Source organism: Curvibacter soli (genome assembly GCF_029211125.1).
GTDB lineage: Bacteria > Pseudomonadota > Gammaproteobacteria > Burkholderiales > Burkholderiaceae_C > Curvibacter_A > Curvibacter_A soli.
The window spans coordinates 1-491 of the sequence record NZ_JARGEN010000001.1; the positions used below are offsets into that span (position 1 = coordinate 1).

The following is a 491-nucleotide window of genomic DNA, read 5'->3' on the forward strand; positions in this document are numbered from 1 at the left end:
TACCGCGCCTTTGTCGGCCCGATTCAGCTCCCGGTAGCCCAGGCGCCGCAGCACCGCCTCGATCCATCCGTAGCGTCCTTCGTCATCCTGCGCTGCGCGAAACTGCAGCTCCTGCGTGCCCGCCAGCACCTGCCGCACCTGCTCCACGCTGCGCACCTGCGCTTCGTTCATGTCGATCACCATCGAGTCGATGATCCTATTTCCGGCAGTTGAATCCCCAAAATTCGAGCAAGTCCCTGTCACGCATTGAGTTTCCATGCTTTCCAGACTCACCCAACTGGAACTGCTCTGCAGTCACGCGAAGTCTTTGGAAACCCGCATGGATATTGGGTTTCTTCAGTTTTTCGGTTGGTTCAACTGCCGTTTCCAGGATGATCGACGCGCTGCGCCCACAGGCTGCCCATCAGCCTTCCAATCGACGATTCCAGGCCCTCGCCAGGCTCATTGCTCAGTGGAATCACGAGCCCGGCTCCAGGCTCATACCCAATACT

The 491-nt window shown here is 58.7% G+C and carries 1 protein-coding gene; it reads right to left on the bottom strand.

All coding sequences use genetic code 11. The features are described from left to right. A partial coding sequence (locus PY257_RS00005; RefSeq protein WP_419095630.1) for a hypothetical protein occupies positions 1-183 on the bottom strand: 183 nt, incomplete at its 3' end. Positions 184-491 lie beyond the last annotated feature (308 nt).